General features: G+C 69.1%; 15 protein-coding genes. 7 read left to right on the forward strand and 8 right to left on the reverse strand.

Annotated features, from left to right (window positions below; translation table 11 throughout):
* Positions 1 to 9: 9 nt before the first annotated feature.
* The 8 genes from PM1_RS27975 to pilG form a co-directional block, all read right to left on the reverse strand.
* Positions 10 to 522 carry a chemotaxis protein CheW gene (locus PM1_RS27975; protein WP_009615263.1) on the reverse strand — a complete coding sequence of 171 codons (513 nt, stop codon included), beginning with the start codon at positions 520 to 522 and terminating at the stop codon, positions 10 to 12.
* Entirely contained in the window at positions 519 to 1,556 is a 1,038-nt protein-coding gene (locus PM1_RS27980; RefSeq protein WP_009615262.1) for a chemotaxis protein CheB, read from the reverse strand. Before PM1_RS27980 ends, PM1_RS27975 begins: the two co-directional genes overlap by 4 nt.
* Positions 1,549 to 9,402 (reverse strand): Hpt domain-containing protein, encoded by a 7,854-nt coding sequence (locus PM1_RS27985; protein WP_009615261.1) that lies wholly within the window; start codon positions 9,400 to 9,402, stop codon positions 1,549 to 1,551. The genes PM1_RS27980 and PM1_RS27985 overlap by 8 nt, the downstream gene beginning before the upstream one ends.
* A gap of 24 nt (positions 9,403 to 9,426) precedes the next feature.
* Positions 9,427 to 10,284: a protein-glutamate O-methyltransferase gene (locus PM1_RS27990; RefSeq protein ID WP_009615260.1), complete on the reverse strand. Its 858-nt coding sequence runs from the start codon at positions 10,282 to 10,284 to the stop codon at positions 9,427 to 9,429.
* 59 nt (positions 10,285 to 10,343) lie between these two features.
* The gene (locus PM1_RS27995) at positions 10,344 to 12,392 is read right to left on the reverse strand and encodes a methyl-accepting chemotaxis protein (protein WP_009615259.1); all 2,049 of its coding nucleotides are present in this window, start codon (positions 12,390 to 12,392) and stop codon (positions 10,344 to 10,346) included.
* 83 nt (positions 12,393 to 12,475) lie between these two features.
* Positions 12,476 to 13,012, reverse strand: a complete 537-nt coding sequence (locus tag PM1_RS28000; protein WP_009615258.1) for a chemotaxis protein CheW — start codon at positions 13,010 to 13,012, stop codon at positions 12,476 to 12,478.
* 45 nt (positions 13,013 to 13,057) lie between these two features.
* Positions 13,058 to 13,423: a twitching motility response regulator PilH gene (gene pilH / locus PM1_RS28005; RefSeq protein WP_009615257.1), complete on the reverse strand. Its 366-nt coding sequence runs from the start codon at positions 13,421 to 13,423 to the stop codon at positions 13,058 to 13,060.
* A 44-nt stretch (positions 13,424 to 13,467) separates the two neighbouring features.
* The gene (gene pilG / locus PM1_RS28010) at positions 13,468 to 13,875 is read right to left on the reverse strand and encodes a twitching motility response regulator PilG (RefSeq protein WP_009615249.1); all 408 of its coding nucleotides are present in this window, start codon (positions 13,873 to 13,875) and stop codon (positions 13,468 to 13,470) included.
* A gap of 247 nt (positions 13,876 to 14,122) precedes the next feature.
* Here pilG and gshB point away from each other — a divergent pair, with 247 nt between their 5' ends.
* The 7 genes from gshB (at position 14,123) to PM1_RS28045 (ending at position 20,058) form a co-directional block, all read left to right on the forward strand.
* Positions 14,123 to 15,094 carry a glutathione synthase gene (gene gshB, locus PM1_RS28015; protein ID WP_009615248.1) on the forward strand — a complete coding sequence of 324 codons (972 nt, stop codon included), beginning with the start codon at positions 14,123 to 14,125 and terminating at the stop codon, positions 15,092 to 15,094.
* Between the two features lie 84 nt (positions 15,095 to 15,178).
* A complete protein-coding gene (locus tag PM1_RS28020) occupies positions 15,179 to 16,072 on the forward strand; it encodes an energy transducer TonB (protein WP_009615247.1) in 894 nt (297 codons plus the stop codon).
* Positions 16,073 to 16,122: 50 nt separating this feature from the next.
* Positions 16,123 to 16,689 (forward strand): YqgE/AlgH family protein, encoded by a 567-nt coding sequence (locus PM1_RS28025; protein WP_009615246.1) that lies wholly within the window; start codon positions 16,123 to 16,125, stop codon positions 16,687 to 16,689.
* Positions 16,689 to 17,117 (forward strand): Holliday junction resolvase RuvX, encoded by a 429-nt coding sequence (gene ruvX / locus PM1_RS28030; RefSeq protein ID WP_009615245.1) that lies wholly within the window; start codon positions 16,689 to 16,691, stop codon positions 17,115 to 17,117. The genes PM1_RS28025 and ruvX overlap by 1 nt, the downstream gene beginning before the upstream one ends.
* 120 nt (positions 17,118 to 17,237) lie before the next feature.
* Positions 17,238 to 17,747: a bifunctional pyr operon transcriptional regulator/uracil phosphoribosyltransferase PyrR gene (pyrR, locus tag PM1_RS28035; RefSeq protein WP_009615244.1), complete on the forward strand. Its 510-nt coding sequence runs from the start codon at positions 17,238 to 17,240 to the stop codon at positions 17,745 to 17,747.
* A gap of 38 nt (positions 17,748 to 17,785) precedes the next feature.
* On the forward strand, positions 17,786 to 18,790 hold the full coding sequence (locus tag PM1_RS28040) for an aspartate carbamoyltransferase catalytic subunit (protein ID WP_009615243.1): 1,005 nt from the start codon (positions 17,786 to 17,788) through the stop codon (positions 18,788 to 18,790).
* Positions 18,787 to 20,058, forward strand: a complete 1,272-nt coding sequence (locus PM1_RS28045) for a dihydroorotase (protein ID WP_009615242.1) — start codon at positions 18,787 to 18,789, stop codon at positions 20,056 to 20,058. Before PM1_RS28040 ends, PM1_RS28045 begins: the two co-directional genes overlap by 4 nt.
* Positions 20,059 to 20,525 lie beyond the last annotated feature (467 nt).

The following is a 20,525-nucleotide window of genomic DNA, read 5'->3' on the forward strand; positions in this document are numbered from 1 at the left end:
GCCGAGGGCTCAGATCAGCCCGGCGTCGGCGAGCTTCTGCTCCAGCGCCACCAGGTCGGGGATGCGCACCAGGTCGTCGCCGACGCTCACCGCCGCCAGTTCCAGCGGCGCCAGCTCGGCCTCGGCGCGAGGCAGCTCGGGACCGACCTTGAGCGAACGCGGGATGCCCTGGGCCAGCAGCGCCAGGAACTTCACGTGGGGCCGTCCGCCCAGGGCGTTGAGGATGATGACCCGCGCCCCTGGGCCGACCTGGGCCGCGCCGCCGGAAGCCGCCTCGAAGGACAGCAGCGGCAGGCGCAGGTCGCGCCAGGCCACCTGGCCCAGGTACCAGGCCGGCAGGCCCGGCTGCGCCTGGGGCGCGCGGTAGGCGATCAGTTCGGCCACGGCCACGTTGGGCAGCAGCAGGGTGCGGTCGGCCAGGGGCACCAGCAGCCCGGTCAGGCTGGCGGGCGCCTCGTCGGCGCCGAGGTTGGCAGGGGTGCCGTTCACAGGGGCTTCCTGCGGCAGGGAAAGATCACTCATGACTCCACTCCAGTGGCCGCACACTGCGCGGCCAGGTGTTCGACCAGCGCCGCGGCGAGCTCGCGCGGATCGGCCGAGAAGGTACTGTAGCCGCCCTCGCGCAGGCTGTCGGGCATGCTCGAGCAGGCGCAGCCGTCCGCGCGCTGCGTCCAGATCTCGGCGCCCTGGCGGCGCACGTAGGCGGCCGCGGCGCTGCCGTCGCTGCACATGCCGCTGAAGACTATCACCCCGCAGCGGCTGCCGAACTGCTGGGCGAGGTTGAGCATCATCTGATCGATGGACGGGCTGTAGGGCTCCGGCCAGGCCCGCTGGCCCAGGCGCATGCGGCCATCCTCGGCGAAGCCCAGCTCGTGCTGCACCGGCACCACCACCACTTCGCCGCAGCGCAGCCAGTCGGCGTCGCGGGCGAGGTTGACGCGCCACTGGCTATGCCGCCCCACCGCCTGCGGCAGGCTCTGCTCGAACGACGGGGCGATGTGCTGGGCATAGAGGAAGGCCAGCGGCAGGCCGCCCGGCAGCGCATCGAGGAACGCCTTGACCGCCGCCGGGCCGCCCAGGGATGCGGCCAGCAGCCAGACCTGGCGCGCCGGCTCGCCCACCTGCAGCGGCGAGGCCGCCAGGTCGTCGGGCAAGGCGATGCGGTTGGGCCGCTGGGCCTCGCTCAGCAGCGCCTCCAGGCTCTGGCCGACATTGGCGCTGGGGTCGCCCACCAGGCGCCGCAGCTTGCCCACCAGGCGCCGTTCCCAGCGCGGATAGTGCTCGGAAAGCCGCTCGGGGGCATGGCCCTCGCCGAACAGCACCGGCACCTGGGCCTGCTCCAGCAGGTTGTCGAGCAGCGGCGTGTCCTCCTGCTGGGCCAGGTCGACCAGCCACAGGTCGGTCTCGCAGGCGGCCAACTGGGCCTCGTCCAGGCGCCCGGGGTCGGCGTTGAGCACCACCTGGTAGCCATGCCCGGCCAGCGCCTGCTGCAGCACGTGGCGCTGCAGCGAGGTGTCGGCGATGATCGCGATCCTTGCGCCGCTCTGCTCAGGCATGGACGGTCACCAGCGCCTGGATGCTGTCGAGCAGCTCGGACTCCTGGTAGGGCTTGCCCAGGTAGCGGTTGACGCCGATGGCCAGGGCCCGCTCGCGGTGCTTCTCGCCGGTGCGCGAGGTGATCATGATGATCGGCAGGTCCTTCAGGCGCTCGTCGTGGCGCACCAGGGTGGCCACCTCGAAGCCGTCCATGCGCGGCATCTCGATGTCCAGCAGCATGATGTCGGGCTTGTGTTCCTGCAGCTGGGCGATGGCGTCCACCCCGTCCTTGGCGGTCAGCACGTTCATGCCGTTGCGTTCCAGCAGGCGGCTGGTGACCTTGCGCACGGTGACCGAGTCGTCCACCACCATGACCAGGGTCGGGCGCTGCTGCTCGCTGTCCGCCTGCGGCGCATTGGGCAGCGCGCGGCGCGGCTGGGCATGCAGGGCGAGGCTGGCCAGGCGGGCGCGGATGGTCGCCAGCAGGTCGAGGATCACCACCACGCGGCCGTCGCCGAGGATGGTCGCCCCGGAGATGCCGCTAACCCCGGCGAACTGCGCGCCCAGGCTCTTCACCACGATCTCGCGGGAGCCGGCCAGGGCGTCCACCTGCACCGCCACCGCGTGTTCCGCGGAGCGCACCAGGATCACCGGCAACGGCAGCGACTGGCCCACCAGCTTGGGCTGCTGGCCGTTGTTCAGCAGATCGCCCAGGTATTTCAGCTCGTAGTCCTGCCCGGCATATTCGAAGTGCGGCGCATGGCCCTGCCTGCCGCCCTCCTCGTAGAGGGCCTCCAGCTCGTAGGGCGAGACGCGCACGATGCCCTCGATGGTGTTCAGCGGCACGGCGTACAGGTCCTCGCCGGAAAGCACCATGAGCGCGCGGTTCACCGATACGGTGAAGGGCAGGCGGATGGCGAAGCGGGTGCCCTGCCCCGTCTCCGAGTGGATGCTCATGGAGCCGCCGAGCTGCTTGACCTCGGCGTTGACCACGTCCAGGCCGACGCCGCGCCCGGAAATCTGCGTGAGCTTCTCGGCGGTGCTGAAGCCGGCTTCGAGGATGAACTGCAGCACCTCGTGGTCGGAAAGCTCGGCATCGGCCGCCATCAGGCCGCGTTCGACGGCCTTGCGGCGCACCGCGTCGAGGCGGATGCCGCCGCCGTCGTCGGCCAGGCTGAGGAGGATGTCGCCCCCCTCGCGGCCCAGCTCCAGGCGGATGCTGCCGGCCTCCGGCTTGCCGGCGGCGCGGCGCGCGTCGGCGGATTCGATGCCGTGGTCGACGGCGTTGCGCAGCATGTGCTCCAGGGGGGCGACTATGCGCTCCAGCACGGTGCGGTCCATTTCCCCTTCGGCGTTGCCGACGATGAACTCCACCTGCTTGCCCAGCTCGCCGGCGACCTGCCGGACGATGCGCCGCAGGCGCGGCACGAGGCGGTCGAAGGGCACCATGCGGGTACGCATCAGGCCTTCCTGCAGCTCGGTGTTGACCCGCGCCTGCTGCAGCAGCAGGGTCTCGGCGTCGCGGTTCTTCGCGGCCAGGGTTTCCTTGAGGTCGAACAGGTCGGAGGCGGACTCGAACAGCGCGCGGGACAGCTGCTGCAGCTGCGAGTAGCGGTCCATCTCCAGCGGGTCGAAGTCCTCGTAGCCGGCGCGCTCGGCGTCGGCCTGGTGGCGCGAGAGGATCTGCGCCTGGGTCTCGGTGTCGAGGCGGCGCAACTGGTCGCGCACCCGCTCGATGGTGGCGTCCATCTCCGTGAGGGTGGAGCCGACGTCGCTCACCTGTTGCTCGACGCGGCCCCGGAAGATGGAGGTTTCGCCGGCCAGGTTGACCAGGTTCTCCAGCAGCGGCGCCGGGACCTTCACCAGCTCCTGCGGGGCGCGCCGCGCGGCGGCCTGCTGCGCGGCCTCCTGGGCGCGCTGGACGAAGGGCAGGACCTTGGGCGCCTCGCTGCGCGGCGGCTCGGCGACGGCCATGATGGCGCCGGCGGCCAGGACCGGCAGCGGCGGCTCGACCGGCTCCGGCTCGCTGGCGGGCGGCGGCGTGACGGCCTCGGCGCTTTCCGCGGCGGCATCGGCCTCGCCGACCTGCTGGCGCAGGTGGTCCACTTCGTTCTGCAGGCCGTCGAAGCCCGACTGCACGTCGAGCAGCAGGCTGTCCGGCCAGGGCGCGCCCTGGCGCTGGGCTTCGGTGAGGTGCTCCTCGAGGTCGTGGGCGAGGTCGCCGAGGGCGTTCTGCCCGGCCAGCCGCGCACCGCCCTTGAGGGTGTGGAGGATGCGCAGCAGCTCGTCGAGGGCGCCGTGGTCGCCATCGGCGTCCCAGCGGCCCAGGGCGTGCTCCATGCCTTCGAGCAGGTCGTCGGCCTCTTCCAGGAAGATGTCGATGATGTCCGCCGCCGGCTCATCGCCGGCCAGCAGCGACGGCACCAGCGGCTGCAGGCTGACGCTGCTGGGCATGCTCAGCTGTTCGTCGGGGTTGGCGCGGAAGTCGCGGATCGCCGCGATCAGCGACTCGCCCTCGGGAACCGGCCGCCGGCCCTGCACCGCCTCGAGCATTTCCGCCAGGCGGTCGTGGCAGCGCTGGAGCAGGGCGAAGAGCCCGTCGCTGGCGCGCAGGCGCCCGCCGCAGAGGCCTTCGTAGAGGTATTCCAGTTCGTGGGCGAGGTCGCCGATGGGGCGGATCTCGGCCATGCGCGCGCCGCCCTTGAGGGTATGCAGGTCACGCTGCAGGGCTTCGAGCTCGACGCCGTTGTCGACGTTGCCCATCCAGCGCTGCAACGCGCCGGCCGCGCTTTCCAGGATGTCGAAGCCTTCTTCGAGGAAGATGTCCACCAATTCCTGGTCGTGCACTTCCAGCGGTTCGAACGCCGGTTCCGCCGCGGGCTCGACGTCGTCGGACTGCTCCAGGGCCTGGGCGCTGGGATCGCTTTCCGCCTCATGGAGGAAGGTGGCGAGGTCGATTTCCTCCAGCACCGGGTCGACCGCCTCGGGCGCCGTGCCTTCGGTCTCCGGCTCCTGCTCGGGCTCGGGCTCGGGCTCGGATTCGCTCTCGTCGACGATCGGCAGCGGCGGCTCGTCCGCCAGCGGCTCGGCTTCGGCTTCGGCTTCGGGCTGCGGCTCGGCCGGCGCGGCGGTCAAGGCCGTCTCGGGGTTCTGGCGGAAGGCGCGGATGCGCTGGATCAGCGCGTCCGGGTCGGTCAGCGGCTGCCCGGCCTGCAGCTGGTCGAGCTGCTGCGCCAGGCAGTCGTGACAGGCCTGGAGCAGCCCGGCCAGGCCGGGGCCGGCCTGGAAGCGCTGGTCGAGCAGGCCTTCGTAGAGCGATTCCAGTTCATGGGACAGGTCGCCGATCTCGCGGATCTCGGCCATGCGCGCGCCACCCTTGAGGGTGTGCAGGTCGCGCTGCAGGGTGGACAGCGGCGCCGGCGTCTCCGGGGCCTGGCTCCACTGCGCCAGGGCCTGGCCGGCGCTGTCGAGGATGTCCACGGCCTCTTCGAGGAAGATCGCCACCATTTCCTCGTCCAGCGTCTGCACGGGGTTGGCCGCGCGAACGTCTTCCGGCTCGACCGGCGTGGGCTCCTGCGCCTCTGCGGGCGGAGGCGCCGCCGACCATTGCAGGTCCTCGGGCAGGTCTTCCGGCGCGGTGGGGCGGTCGAGCAGCAGCTCTTCGTCCTCCAGCGGGAAATCGTCGGCGGTGAGCTGGTCGAGGTCGATGAGATCGCTCTCGCCGTCGGCCTCCGCCTGCACCGACACGGGTGCCTCGTCGGCCTCCACCGCAGGCGCCTGGAGCAGGCGCTGCAGGGCCTCGACCTGTTGCGGGCAGGCGCTGACCTGCAACGCCGCGGCCACCTGGTCCATCATGCCGATCAGCGCCTCGTGGGCGTCTTCGGCGGCGCCGAAGAAGTCGTCGCTCACCGCCAGCCGGCCCTGTTGCACCGCGCCGTAGACGGCCAGCAGCGCCTCGCAGAGTTCGGCCATCTGCGGCAGCTCGGCCTGCTGCGCGCCCTTGGCCAGTGTCGCCAGCTCCTCGTGCAGGGCGCCCAGCTCCTGGCCTTCGTGGGGGTGTTCGCGCCAGCGGCCGAGCAGGTCCTCGGCGTCCAGCAGGATGTTCATGCCCTCGGCGAGGAACAGGCTGAGCATCTGCGGATCGCCGCCACTCTCGCCGCTTTCGCCGCGGCGCTTGGCCTCCGCGGCCTCCAGGCGCTCCTGCTGGACCTGGGCGATGCGCTGCAGCAACTCGTCGCCGCCGTCGATGTGCGCCAGCGGACGGCCGGCGTCCAGTTGTTGCAGACCCACCCTGAGCAGGCGCTCGGCCTCGCGCAACAGCTCGGCCTCGCGCAGGTCGACCTGCAGCAGATTGGTCTTGAACTCCTTCACCAGCCGCTCCAGCGGCGTGGCGATTTCCGCGATCGGCAGGATGCCGGCCATGTGCGCGCTGCCCTTGAGGGTGTGCAGGGCACGCTGCAGGTCGTCGGTGACCGGCTGGGGCAGCTCGCGGTCGCAGTCGGCGAGGAAGCCGCCGAGGGTTTCCAGGTGGGCTTCGGCCTCGTTGCGGAAGATTTCCAGCAATTGCGGGTCGAGGCCTTCGTCCAGGACCGCGGCTTCGACCGCCGGCTCCAGCGCCACTTCTTCGACCGCTGGTGTTTCCCCGCCTTCCGGCGGCGGCACCGGTTCGCCCTTGGCCAGGGCGTGGGCGGTGGCGGCGAGCTGGTCGACATCGTCGCGCTGACGCTGCGCGCTGGCGGCGAACTCGTCCACCAGCGACGGCATCAGCGCCACCACGTCGCCGACTACCTGCAGCACCGGCGCGCTGGCCGCGATGCTGCGGTCGAGTACGCGGTTGAGCAGGTTCTCGATGGACCAGGCCAGTTCGCCGACCACCAGCGCCCGGACCATGCGCCCGCTGCCCTTGAGGGTGTGGAAGGCGCGGCGGATCTCGGTCAGCGCTTCGCGATCGTCGACGTCGGCCTGCCAGCGCGGCAGGTATTCGTTGATGGTTTCCAGGACCTCGCCGGCCTCTTCGATGAAGACCTCGCGCAGCTCCTCGTCCACCGGTTCCTCGTCGGCCGGCGGCGGCAGCAGGCTGGGCGGCACCTCGCGGGCCGGCGGGTTGATCGCCTGGGCCGGGGTGGCCATCACCTCGGCCAGGGACAGCGGCTTCGCCTCCTCCGGCTCGGCCTCGGGCTCGATCGGCGGTGATGGCAGCTCGACCTCGGGCAGGTCCAGCGCGGCCATGTCCAGGTCTTCCCAGGCCTGGTCCGCGGCGCTGGGCTGCTCGCTGGCCGGGGCCTCGTCAAGGTCCGGGGCCGCTAGCTCGGGCAGTTCTTCCAGAGATGACCCAGGCGCATCGAACGGGGCATCCAGCTCCAGCGCGGGCAGTTCGTCGCTCGCCGGCGGCTCGTCGGCGAGGGGTTCCAGGCTCCACTCGCCCAGGCCCGGTGCGCTATCGCCGGGTTGCGGCGCGTCGAACGCCAGGTCCCATTCGAGTTCGCTGGCCGGCGCCGACGGGTTGGTTTGCGGCTCGGCACCGGCATCCAGTGCCGGCAGGTCGTCCAGGCTCCACGAGGTGTCAGAGGTGGAGGGGGTTTCTTCGTCCAGCGTCCACTGGATTTCGCCTTCCGCGGCTGCGGGGCTCGCGGCGGCATCCAGGGCCGGCAGGTCGTCGAGGGTCCAGGAATCGCCTGCGGCCGCCAGGCCCGGGGCTGCGGGCGCCACTTCGGAACCGGGCAGCGGCTCCAGGCTGTCCAGGGACAGGCTCTCGTCCAGCGACCAGCTCGGCTCCACCGGCTCGGCGGGCGATTCCAGCGGCGCGTCCAGGCTGAAGTCGACGCCGGCATCGTCGAGCGCCGGCGTCTCGGGCTCGGCGAGGGTCCAGTTGTCGTCGGAGACCAGCAACGACGCCTCGACGTCCTCGCGGATCGGCGCCGCTTCCTCGGTGGCCGGCAGGTCCCACGCCAGTTCGTCGCCGGGCTGGGCGAGATCGCCGGCATTGGCCGATTCCCAGCCGGGCTCGGCGGCGAAGGCCTGGGCGGCCTCGGGCACTATGTCGTCCGGCGCCTGCAGCTCGTCGACGACGCCCTGTTCCGCCAGCACGTCGGCGGCGGCGCTGCTCGCCAGCAGGTCGATTTCCGCCAGCGCCTCGTCCGCCGGGGCGTCGGGCGTCGGCATGTCGAGGATGGAAGGCCGCGGCTTGAGCGGATAGCCCAACTGCTCCAGGCTCTCCTCGGCGACGTCGAGGATCAGCTCGCCGGAGCTGCCCTGGTCCTCGGAGAGGCGTTCGAGGTAGTACTCGACGCCGGTGATGGCGTCGGCCAGGGTGTCCAGGCTGTGCCAGTCCGGCACCGCCTGGCGCGCCAGCAGCTGTTCCTGGATGTAGCGGTTGCAGGCCTCCAGCAGTCGGGCCGCGCGCCCCTGGTCGATCATTTCCAGGCCACCGCGGACCTGGGTCAGCAGTTCCGGCACCCGCGCCAGGTGCTCGTGGTTCCACTGCGAGGCGATGAACTCGATGATGGCGTCCTTGGCCAGCTCCAGGCCGTTGCGCGCCTCCTTGATCACCACCTGGTGGATCTGCGCCACGTCGGTGGTCGGCAGGCGGCTCTCCTCGTCGCCGTGATCCTCGCTGGGCCCGGCCATGCCGGCCAGGGTGGCCTCGACGTAGAGCAGCGCGCCGGCGACGTCCATCAGGGTGGCGTCGCTGGGCTCGCGGCGCCGGTCGGCCAGGGCGCCGACCACTTCGAGCTGGTCGAGGATCACCCGGCGCGGCTGGCCGAAGCCGAGCACCGCCAGGGTGTCGGCGATCTGCTTGAGCGGCGTCACCAGGGCCTGGAGGTCCGCCACCGAGGAGCGGTCGCTGCGCACGAAGAGGTCGAGGCTGTCCTTGACCCGCACCAGTTCCTCGCACAGGGCGCCGACCACCGAGCGCATGGCGTCGCGGTCCGGGCCGGCCAGGCGGGCGCGCTCCTCGTCCACCACGGCGGCGCCGGGCAGCGCCTCGTCGAGACGGTACTCGTCCTTGACCTCGCGCACCTTGGGCGACTGGTCGGACGCCTTGGCCACATAGAACAGCAGGTTCTTCACCAGTTCGTCGGGCGCCGCCTGGTTCATCCCGTCTGCGCCCTCCTCGACCAGGCGCTTGAACTCGCGGTCGACCTGGCGCAGCAGGTTGCGCACCGTGGTGCCGTTGGCGATGCTGCCGTTGGCCAGGCCCTCGACCATGGCCGAGGCGATGGTCCACAGGCGACCCAGCGGGGCCTCCTTGCACAGCGATTCGAGGCGGGCGAAGACCCGCGCCATGTAGCCCAGGTTGGTCGGCAGGTCCTGGTTGCGGATCACCCCGACCAGCGCCACCTGCAGCATCTGCCGCAGCTTGCGCAGCAGCGTCGGCAGCTCGGAGGTGCGCAGGCGCGCCAGGGCGTCGTGGGGCAGCAGCGGCTTGCCGCCGGACAGGTCGGGGGCGAACAGGCTGGTTTCCGAGAGCAGCTTCTCGCCGCGGGCGGCGCGCAGGTCGTTGAGCAGCGGCAGCACCACCATCGGCAGGTCGCGGCGCGCGCTCTGGATGCGGTCCAGGTACACCGGCAGCTGCAGGATGGCCTGCATCAGCACTTCCAGGGCCTCGCCCTGGCTGGGCACGCGCTGGTCGATCAGCGCCTGGGTGAGCTGCTCCATTTCCTCGGCGAGCAGGGCGGCGCCATAGAACTCCACCATCTGCAGGGTGCCCCGCACCTGGTGGACGTGGGCCAGGCAGAAACCCATGCGCGTGGGGTCCTGCGGGTTCTCGACGAACGCCTCCAGGGCCTGCCGCGCCTGCTTGAGGGTCTCGGCGATCTCGCCTTTCACCCATTCCAGGGCGACATAATCGTGCCGATCACCCATAGCCACTCCACTCATGTGTCTGTGTCATCCCTTCCGGGTAAAGGCCAGAACCCGCTCGTCGGCCACCGGCACCAGGTCCGGGTGCTGCCATTCGGCAACCTCGCCAACGCCTATCACCAGCAGCCCACCCGGCGCCAGGCGCTCGGCCAGGCGGTTGAGGATGTCCCGGCGCCGCCAGCGGCGGAAGTAGATCAGCAGGTTCTGACAGAAGATCACGTCCAGGCCGGACATGGGCGCCTGCCCCAGGTCCAGCACGTTCAATCGCGTACAGCACACCCGCTCGGCCAGCTCGGGTCGCACCCGGTAGCGGCCGTCGGCCTCTTCCCGGAAATAGCGTTGCCGCAGTTCGTCCTCGACATCCGCCAGCTTGCGCGCCGGGTACAGCGCCTCGCGGGCCTTGCCCAGGGCGCTGAGGCTGATGTCGGTGCCGCTCACCCCATACAGCGACGGCAGTTCCAGCTCGCGCAGCGCCTCGGCGACCACCATGGCCAGCGAGTACGGCTCCTCGCCGCTGGAACAGCCCACGCTCCACAACGCCAGCGGCCGCCCCAGCGCCGGCAGGCGCTCGCGGACGTAGCCGGCGAGCAGCTCGAAGGACGCAAGGTGGCGGAAGAAGCGGGTTTCCTGGACGGTCAGGCGGTCCAGCAGGTTCGACCACTCCACCGCGCCCCGCGGGCCGTCGGTGACCTGGCGGTAGTAGCTGGCGTAGTCGCCGATGCCCAGCTCGCGCATGCGCGCGCCCAGGCTGGTCTGCAGGAAGGTCCGGCGTTGTTCGTTGACTACAACGCCGGTGCGTTCTTCCAGCAGAGCCTGCCAGTCGCGGAACTCCGCCGCCGACATGTCGGCCAACGGCTGCAACGACCAGACGCCAGTTGCCTGCATGTCGCGCCTCTCGCTCAAGACTGTCGTGCGCGGCGCCCTTCAGCCCCGCGCACCTCCGCTCAGGCCCGTTCTGCCAGGTCCGGCAGCTTGAAGCCGGATACCGAGTTGCGCATCTCGCTCGCCATCTTCGCCAGGTTGCCGATGCTGCGCGCAGTGGCGGTGGTACCGGCGGAGGTCTGCGAGGTGATCTCCTGGATCACGTTCATGGTGTTGGAAATGTGGCCGGCGGACGACGCCTGCTGACGGGCGGCGTTGGAGATGTTCTGGATCAGCGCCGCCAGGGTCTTGGATACCTTCTCGATCTCTTCCAGGGCCACACCGGCGTCCTGCGCCAGGCGGGCGCCGCGCACCACTTCGGAGGTGGTCTGCTCCATGGAGATCACCGCTTCGTTGGTGTCGGTCTGAATGGTCTTCACCAGCGCCTCGATCTGCTTGGTCGCGGCGGAGGAACGTTCCGCCAGGCGCTGTACCTCGTCCGCCACCACGGCGAAGCCGCGGCCCGCGTCACCGGCCATGGACGCCTGGATCGCGGCGTTCAGGGCGAGGATGTTGGTCTGGTCGGCGATGTCGTTGATCAGGCTGACGATGTCGCCGATCTCCTGGGACGATTCACCCAGGCGCTTGATCCGCTTGGAGGTGTCCTGGATCTGTTCGCGGATGTTGTCCATGCCGGTGATGGTGTTGTGCACCACCTCGTTGCCCTTGTTGGCGATGGCTACCGAACGTTCCGCCACCGCGGAGGATTCGCTGGCGTTCGCCGATACCTGGTCGATGGACACGGCCATTTCGTTGATCGCGGCGGAAGCGCCGGCGATTTCCTGGGCCTGGTGCTCGGAGGCCTCGGCCAGGTGCATCGCCGTGGCCTGGGTTTCCTGGGCGGCGGCGGCCACCTGCACGGCGGTGAGGTTGATGGTTTCCACCAGCTCGCGGAGCTGGTCGATGGAGTAGTTGATGGAGTCCGCGATGGCGCCGGTGAAGTCCTCGGTCACGGTCGCGGCCACGGTCAGGTCACCGTCGGCGAGGTCGGCGATCTCGTCGAGCAGCCGCAGGATCGCCGCCTGGTTGCGTTCGTTCTTCTCGGCGGTCTCGGCGAGGCGGCGGTTGGTCTCGCGCACCATCACCAGGCCGATGAGGATGATCGAGCCGAGGGCGAGGATGCCCAGGGCGACGCTCGCCACCTGGTTCAGGTGCCGGCCGCCGGCCAGGTTCTCGAAGCCGTCGGCCAGCTTGGAGGCCTTGTCCAGCAGGGTCTGCGAGCTGCTGAAGATGGTGTTGGCGGATTCGCGGACCTGGAACAGTTCCGGCGAGGTCTCGAGGATCTCGTCCACCGAGCCGGAAACGAACTCGAACAGCTCGGAAACCTCGTTGAGGCGGTCCACCGCCTCGGCGTTGGTCACCTTGGAGATGCTCATCGCCGCGTTGCCTTCCTTCATGCCCTTGAGCACCCGGCCGAACAGGCTGGCGTCGCGGCCGAAGCTGTCGGCGGCCTGCACCGAGTTCTCGTCGCCGGCGAGCACCTTGTTCACCGAGCCGAGGATACGTTCGGCGAGCAGCGACTGGCGCTGGGCCACGGCGACCTGGTCGGCCGGCGCGCCGCTTTCCAGGAGGATGTCCACCACTTCCTCGTAGGTCACCTGCAGCTGCGGGATGGTCTCGGCGAGGGTCGCGGCCACCTGGTGCAGCGAGAGCACGGTCTGTTCGCTGGCGAGGATGGAGTCGGTGTTCTTGCGCAGCAGGTCCCAGTCCTTCTGCACGTCGGCCATCTGCGTCTGCACGGCGGCCGGGCTCGGCGGCAGGCCGGTGCTCTCGTCACCCTTGAGCAGCACGTTCCAGCGCTTCTCGAAGTCGTTGCGGGCGTCCTTCAGCGACTTGAACGCCTCGCTCTTGCCCGCCGCGGCTTCCGTGGCGTTCTTGGCGATCCGCTGCGACAGCACGCGCAGTTCGCCGGCGTGGCCGATGTACTGCTTGTCGTGGTTCGACTGGGTGTTGAGGTAGGCGAAGTTGGCGAACAACAGCACGATCGAGACGATCAGGACGATGAACAGCCCCGCGATCAGTGAACTGCTGCGCGTCCCCGCAAAGAGATTGCCTGTCTTGATTTTCTTCATATACGGCCCCCGCCTGGACCCACCACGATTTCGGTTTCCATGTCACGACACGGGCCGGAAGTTCCCGACCCAACCGTTTTCAACTAGCTGGCGACGTCGAGGAAGCCCGGGTGCTGCGCCAGGGCATGCGGGCTGAATACCAGCCAGGGCTGCTCTCGATGGAATACGCCATGAACAAAGGGTTGCAGCGCCGCCTCCAGGGGTGGCAACTGCTCGCTGAAGGCGTCCACCGGGAAGTGCTGCATGCCCAGGACCTCATCGACGATGAGCCCGGCGAACACCTCCCCGTGTTCCACCACCAGCACGCGGCGCTGCTTGCGCAACGGCGACAGCTCCGCGCCGAGAAATCCGCACAGGTCCATGATCGGCAGCAGCCGACCGCGGACGTTGGCCACGCCCCGGACCCACTCGCGCACGCCGGGCAACAGGGTGTAGCGCGGCTCGTGGAGCACTTCGCCGACCTCCCCCATGGGCGCCACGAACAGGCGGCCGGCCATGCGGAAGCCGATGCCGTTCCAGCTCTGCACGACCTCGCGCTGCGCCGGCAGGCCGGCAGCCAGGCGACGGCAGCGCTGGTCGATCTCGACGAGAAGCTGGAAGGGACTCTGGACTTCAGACATGCCGGCCCTGGCCTTTTCTAATAGTTATTCGGGCCCCGCCCGGCGTCAGCCGGCGAGTACCGCATTGATGGTCTTGAGCAGCGTTTCTTCGTCGACCGGCTTGGTCAGGTAGTCGCGAGCGCCCTGGCGCTTGCCCCAGACCTTGTCGGTCTCCTGGTCCTTGGTGGTGACGATGATGACCGGGATGGCGCTGGTCTCCGGGTCCTTGGACAGCTGCCGGGTGGCCTGGAAGCCGTTCAGCCCGGGCATGACGATGTCCATCAGGACCACGTCCGGCTTCTCCTGCCGGGCCAGGGCGACGCCGTCGGCGCCGTTCTCCGCCTTGAGCACCTGGTGCGAGTGCTTCTCCAGCATCGCGGTCAGCTTGTACATCTCGGTCGGAGAGTCATCAACAATGAGGATTCGAGCCATGGGGTCCCCCAGGAAAAGGCATCACCGGCACGCAGGGCCGGACATCAGGAAGCTTGCTCCACCGGGGTGAAGTCGGGCACGTGGGTCTTGATGGCGCCGAGCAGCTCTTCCTTGCTGAAGGGCTTGGTGAGGTACTGGTCGGAGCCGACGATACGACCCTTGGCCTTGTCGAACAGGCCGTCCTTGGAGGACAGCATGATCACCGGGGTGGATTTGAAGGCGCTGTTGTTCTTGATCAGGGCGCAGGTCTGATAGCCGTCGAGCCGAGGCATCATGATGTCGACGAAGATGATGTTCGGATGGGTGTCGGCGATCTTCGCCAGCGCGTCGAAGCCATCGATGGCCGTGATGACATCGCAGCCGACTTTCTTGAGCAGGGTTTCGGCGGTACGACGGATCGTCTTGGAATCGTCGATGACCATCACCTTCAAACCATCGGAATGCTGTTCCATGTTCGCCCTTTTACCATCTCGGTGAATCGTTACTGTCTTATATTCAGTGCGCTGACGCCCTGCCACCGTTCGGGCTGCGACCCAATCGTCGGAGTCTTTTAGCACACTCTCCCGCATCCATCCATAACACCCCGGATGCGCTGGCTTTTTCCTTGACCGGGCACATATCCGGCGCCACCCTGAGCATCCTTTTCCGCCCTTTTCGGCGCGGTTCGTCGCCGCACCACCCCCTTTCGGAGGACTCCCCATGAGCGTACGCCTGGGCATCGTGATGGACCCCATCGCGAGCATCAACTTCAAGAAGGACAGCTCCCTGGCGATGCTGCTGGCGGCCCAGGCCCGTGGCTGGACGCTGTTCTACATGGAACAACAGGATCTTTACCAGAAAGCGAACGCCGCACGGGCCAAGATCCGCCCCCTGAAGGTCTTCGACGACGCCGAGCGCTGGTACGAGCTGGACCAGGAGATCGACCTGCCGCTCGCCGAGCTGGACGTGATCCTGATGCGCAAGGACCCGCCCTTCAACAACGAGTACATCTATTCCACCTATCTGCTGGAACAGGCCGAGCGCGCCGGCACCCTGGTGGTGAACCGCCCGCAGAGCCTGCGCGACTGCAACGAGAAGTTCTTCGCCACGCTGTTCCCGCAGTGCACGCCGCCGACACTGGTCACACGGCGCGCCGACATTCTGCGCGAGTTCGCCGCCGAACATCGTGACATCATTCTCAAACCCCTCGAAGGCATGGGCGGCACCATGATCTTCCGCCACCGCGAGGGCGACCCGAACCTCTCGGTGATCCTCGAGACCCTGACCCTGCACGGCCACCAGCAGATCATGGCGCAGCGCTACATCCCGGAGATCAAGGACGGCGACAAGCGCATCCTGATGATCGACGGCGAGCCGGTGGAATACTGCCTGGCGCGCATCCCGGCCCAGGGCGAGACGCGCGGCAACCTCGCCGCCGGCGGCCGCGGCGTGGCCCAGCCGCTGACCGAGCGCGACCGCTGGATCGCCCAGCAGGTCGGCCCGCAACTGCGCGAGCGCGGCCTGCTGTTCGTCGGCCTGGACGTGATCGGCGACTACCTCACCGAAATCAACGTCACCAGCCCGACCTGCATCCGCGAGATCGACAAGGCCTACGACACCCGCATCGGCGAGCGCCTGATGGACGCCATCGAGGGCAAGCTCAAGGCCCGCGCGGCGGTGGCGCAAGTTTGACGCAGCCGACAACTTGACGCTTGCCGCTTGCAGGCGGCGGCCGGGGAAAGCAGACTTCGCCCACCCCGGCCAACCCTATATGCAATGAACGCTGCAACCTCCCCCCAAGCCTTCCCGTCCTCCGGCGTCCGCCCGGCGGACCGCCTGGGCTTCACCCTGTTCGTGGCGGCGGTGCTGCATGTGGCGCTGATCCTCGGCGTGGGCTTCTCCATGCCCCACCCGAGCCAGCTGAGCAAGACGCTGGAAATCACCCTGGCCACCTTCAAGAGCGAGAAGAAGCCGGAGAAGGCCGACTACCTGGCGCAAATGAACCAGGAAGGCAGCGGCACCCTCGAGCACAAGGCCATCCCCAAGACCACCGAGCAGGCGCCGTTCCAGGACAGCGAGGCGAAGAAGGTGGCCCCGCCACCGACGCCGAAGCAGGCCAAGGAGGCGGAATCGCCCAAGACCGCCGTGGCCACCAAGGCGCCGAAGCCGCAGAAGGTCCAGGCCAAGCCGCAGAAGCCCAAGGCCGAGCAGGTCGCCCAGCCGGCGCCGCAGTTCGACTCCAGCCAGCTGTCGGCGGAAATCTCCAGCCTCGAGGCGGACCTTGCCAAGGAGCGCCAGGCCTACGCCAAGCGCCCGCGCATCCACCGCCTGACCGCCGCCTCGACCATGCGCGACAAGGGCGCCTGGTACAAGGAGGAGTGGCGCAAGAAGATCGAGCGCATCGGCAACCTCAACTACCCCGACGAGGCCCGCCGTCAGCGCATCTACGGCAGCCTGCGGCTGCTGGTGTCGATCAACCGCGACGGCTCGCTGTACGAGGTGCAGGTACTGGAGTCCTCCGGGCAGCCGCTGCTCGACCAGGCCGCCCAGCGCATCGTCCGCCTGGCCGCGCCCTTCGCCCCGTTCAGCGGCGACCTGGCGGATATCGACCGCCTGGAAATCATCCGCACCTGGCGCTTCGAGCGCGGCGACCGCCTGTCGAGTCGATAGCCCCCTCCGGGCGGCTTGCAGGCCGCGCACCCAAGCCTGAAACTAGCGCCATGAATACAGCGCCCACCTACCTCAAGCACCATTTCCTGATCGCCATGCCGCACATGGCCGATCCCAATTTCGCCCAGACCCTGACCTACCTGGTCGAGCACAACGAGCAGGGCGCCATGGGCCTGGTGATCAACCGCCCCAGCGGCCTGAACCTCAGCGACGTGCTCGAGCAACTGCGCCCCGAGCCCCTGCCGCCGGCGCGTTGCCAGGGCATCACCGTCTACAGCGGCGGCCCGGTGCAGACCGACCGCGGCTTCGTCCTGCACCCGGCCGGGCAACTGTTCCAGGCCACCCTGGAGCTGGGCGAGCTGAACCTTTCCACTTCCCAGGACGTGCTCTTCTCCATCGCCGACGGCAGCGGTCCCGCGCAGAGCGTCATCGCCCTCGGCTACGCCGGCTGGGAAGCCGGCCAACTGGAGGCCGAGCTGGCCGACAACGCCTGGCTGACCTGCCCGGCGGACCTGGAGGTGCTCTTCGACGTGCCCGCCGAGCAGCGCCTGGCCGCCGCCGCACAGCGCCTGGGGATCAACCTCAGCCTGCTCACCGCCCAGGCCGGGCACGCCTGATGGGCGCGCCGCGCCTGCTGCTGGGCTTCGACTACGGCACCAAGCAGATCGGCGTCGCCGTCGGCCAGGCGGTCACCGGCCAGGCCCGCGAACTCTGCGTGCTCAAGGCGCAGAACGGCGTGCCGGACTGGAACCGCGTCGAGGCGCTGATCAAGGAATGGCAGCCGGACGCCATCGTCGTCGGCCTGCCGCTGAACATGGACGGCACGCCCAGCGAGATGAGCGAGCGCGCCGAGAAGTTCGCCCGCCGCCTGCACGGCCGCTACAACCTGCCGGTGCACACCCATGACGAGCGCCTGACCACCTACGCCGCCAAGGGCGAGCGCCTGGCCCAGGGCCAGCGCGACGGCTACCGCGAACGCCCGGTGGATGCCCTGGCCGCGGCCCTGCTGCTCGAGGGCTGGCTGGAGGCCCACGGCGGCGCTTGACCTGCGGCAGTGCCGGCCGCGGCACACGCGCTAATCTTGAGCGGGTACCCGCCGCACACGGGCGCCCGAGGAATCCACGGCGGCCCAGCCTGGACCGCCACGAGTCATCCAGGAGATGTCATGAACCTGCCCAGTCCCGCCGAACTCCTGCCGCGCATGGCCACCGACCTGCGCAACCACCTCGCCGAGCGCGGCATAGACACGCCGCGCTTCGTCGGCATCCACACCGGCGGCATCTGGGTCGCCCAGGCCCTGCTCAAGGAACTGCACAGCGAGGAAATCCTAGGCATCCTCGACGTCTCCTTCTACCGCGACGACTTCACCCGCAGCGGCCTGCACCCGCAGGTCCGTCCGTCGGAACTGCCGTTCGAGATCGACGGCCAGCACCTGGTCCTGGTCGACGACGTGCTGATGAGCGGCCGCACCATCCGCGCTGCGCTCAACGAGCTGTTCGACTACGGCCGCCCGGCCAGCGTGACCCTGGTCTGCCTGCTGGACCTGAACGCCCGGGAACTGCCGATCCGTCCCGACGTGGTCGGTCAGACCCTGTCGCTGGCCCCCAATGAAAGGGTAAAATTGCGCGGTCCCGCACCACTCGTCCTCGAGCGCACCCTTATCAGCGCGCTCTGAACGCGCGCGCCACCTCTCCACATTTCAGGGCCTGCCCCATGCCGACAGACGCCAAGCGCCCGCTGCAGCTCAACGACCAGGGCCAGCTGCGCCACTTCCTCTCGCTCGACGGATTGCCCCGCGAGCTGCTGACCGAAATCCTCGACACCGCCGACTCCTTCCTCGAAGTCGGCGCGCGCGCGGTGAAGAAGGTCCCGCTGCTGCGCGGCAAGACCGTGTGCAACGTGTTCTTCGAGAACTCCACGCGCACCCGCACCACCTTCGAACTGGCCGCCCAGCGCCTGTCCGCCGACGTCATTACGCTGAACGTGTCGACCTCCTCGACCAGCAAGGGCGAGACCCTCACCGACACCCTGCGCAACCTCGAGGCCATGGCCGCCGACATGTTCGTCGTGCGCCACAGCGACTCGGGCGCGGCGCACTTCATCGCCGAACACGTCAGCCCCAGGGTGGCGGTGATCAACGGCGGCGACGGCCGCCACGGGCACCCGACCCAGGGCATGCTCGACATGCTCACCATCCGCCGCCACAAGGGCAGCTTCGAGAACCTCTCGGTGGCCATCGTCGGCGACGTCCTGCACTCACGGGTGGCGCGCTCGAACATGCTGGCGCTGAAGACCCTCGGCTGCCCGGACATCCGCGTCATCGCCCCGCGCACCCTGCTGCCGATCGGCCTGGAGGAGGTCTACGGGGTGAGGGTGTTCACCGACGCCAACGAAGGCCTCAAGGACGTCGACGTGGTCATCATGCTGCGCCTGCAGCGCGAGCGCATGCAGGGCGGCCTGCTGCCCAGCGAAGGCGAGTTCTTCAAGCTCTACGGCCTGACCCAGAAGCGCCTGAAGCTGGCCAAGCCCGATGCCATCGTCATGCACCCGGGGCCGATCAACCGCGGCGTGGAGATCGAATCCGCGGTGGCCGACGGCGAGCAGTCGGTGATCCTCAACCAGGTGACCTACGGGATCGCCATCCGCATGGCCGTGCTGTCCATGGCCATGAGCGGGCAGAACGCCCAACGCCAGCTGGAACAGGAGGACGCGCAATGACCGTCAGCATTCACGGCGCCCGCGTCATCGACCCGGCCAGCGGCCTGGACCAGGTCTGCGACGTCCATATAGAAGCCGGCAGGATCATCGCCCTGGGCCAGGCCCCGGCCGATTTCCACGCCGCCCAGGAGCTGGACGCCGCCGGCCTGATCGCCGCGCCCGGCCTGGTGGACCTGAACGTGGCCCTGCGTGAGCCGGGCTACAGCCGCAAGGGCAACATCGAGAGCGAAACCCGCGCCGCCAGCGCCGGCGGCGTCACCAGCCTGTGCTGCCCGCCGCAGACCAAGCCGGTGCTGGACACCCCGGCGGTGGCCGAGCTGATCCTCGACCGCGCCCGCGAGGCCGGCAATGCCAAGGTTTTCCCCATAGGCGCGCTGACCCGCGGCCTGGCCGGCGAGCAGCTGTCCGAACTGGCCGCCCTGCGCGACGCCGGCTGCGTGGCCTTCAGCAACGGCCTGGCGCCGCTGGCCAGTAACCGCGTGCTGCTGCGCTCGCTGGAGTACGCGGCGACCTTCGACCTGACGGTGATCTTCACCTCCCAGGATGCCGAACTGGCCCAGGGCGGCCTGGCCCACGACGGCCCCACCGCCAGCTTCCGCGGCCTGGCCGGCATCCCCGAGAGCGCCGAGACCGTAGCCCTGGCCCGCAACCTGCTGCTGGTGGAGCAGAGCGGCGTGCGCGCGCACTTCAGCCAGCTGACCAGCGCCCGCGGCGTGGAGATGATCGCCCAGGCCCAGGCCCGCGGCCTGCCGGTGACCGCCGACGTGGCGCTGTACCAGCTGATCCTCACCGACGAGGCCCTGGCCGACTTCTCCAGCCTCTACCACGTGCAACCGCCGCTGCGCTCGCGCAAGGACCGCGACGCCCTGCGCGAGGCGGTGAAGAGCGGCGTGATACAAGCCATCGCCAGCCACCACCAGCCCCACGAGGCGGACGCCAAGAACGCCCCCTTCGCCGACACCGAGCCGGGCATCAGCAGCGTCGAACTGCTGCTGCCGCTGGCCATGACCCTGGTGCAGGACGGCCTGCTCGACCTGCCGACCCTGCTGGCGCGCCTGACCATCGGCCCGGCCGCCGCGCTGCGCCTGCCGGCCGGCCGCATAGCGCTGGGCGAGGCGGCAGACCTGGTGCTGTTCGAGGCCGAGGGTCAGACCCTGGCCGGCGAGACCTGGTACTCCCGCGGACAGAACAGCCCGTTCATCGGCCACTGCCTGCCGGGCGCGGTGCGTTGCACGCTGGTGGATGGGCATATCGTGCATGCCATCTGAGTTGCCCAGGCATGAAGAAGAAGCCCGCCATCCCAGGCTGTGTGAAAACCCGAGCGGCTCTTCGAAGAGTGCGTTCCTACGTGAAATCTGAAAAGGCTTGGCTATTCAGCCAACCCAGAATCCGCGTAGAAACGCGAAATCCAGGTTGTTTTTTAACCAGCTGGACCGATCCGGAGGTTTTCACACAGCCTGATCCGGCGGGCTTTTTCTTTTCCTGTAGGAGCGAGCTTGCTCGCGAACGGGGCTTGCCGGGAGCTTTCGGGGCTGGGCTTTAGAGCGCCCTCTCCCTAACCCTCTCCCTGAAGGGAGAGGGGACCGTTGGGCAGAGTTGGATGTGCTGGCGTCAGCCGGCTAGCACAGAGACTGCCGGCAGAAACCAGGCCTTCTCTCGGCACGAACAAGCCCCCTCTCCCTTCAGGGAGAGGGCTGGGGAGAGGGAACGGAGGTGACCTCATGCACAGCATCGC

It is taken from the genome of Pseudomonas sp. M1 (assembly GCF_022760135.1).
Taxonomy (GTDB): domain Bacteria; phylum Pseudomonadota; class Gammaproteobacteria; order Pseudomonadales; family Pseudomonadaceae; genus Pseudomonas; species Pseudomonas citronellolis.